This is a genomic window from Frankia sp. Mgl5, assembly GCF_023242985.1.
Classification (GTDB): Bacteria; Actinomycetota; Actinomycetes; order Frankiales; family Frankiaceae; genus Parafrankia; species Parafrankia soli.
Genome location: NZ_JALKFY010000558.1, coordinates 1 through 340, shown reverse-complemented (window position 1 = coordinate 340; position 340 = coordinate 1). Strand labels below are relative to the sequence as shown.

Here is a 340-nt window from a genome sequence, read left to right as displayed (position 1 = left end):
ATCTGTTGATTGGAAGCCGATATTTCATTAGCGTTTCCGCGGATTTCCTGCGTCGATTGGGTTAGTGATACGGCCGCCTGCTGCACCTGGCTTAAAATCGAGTTCAACCGATTGCGCATCACCTGCAGGGAGCGAGCCATCTCGCCCAGTTCATCCTTGCGCTTTTCCATCTTGGGATCGAGCGGGAAGAGAAAATCCCCTTTGCCCATCCGCTCCGTCACTTCCACCATCTTGGTGATGGAGCGGCGCATACCGGATGCCGTGAAGTAGGCAATCACCACGATGACTACCAGCACCACGCCATCGAACAGCAGAATCGCGTTCCTGATCCGATTGGGAC

The 340-nt window shown here is 54.7% G+C and carries 1 protein-coding gene; it reads right to left on the bottom strand.

What is annotated here, in order from left to right; all coding sequences use genetic code 11:
• On the bottom strand, nucleotides 1-340 hold a 340-nt coding region (locus MXD62_RS10615; protein WP_248829146.1), incomplete at both ends, for a HAMP domain-containing protein.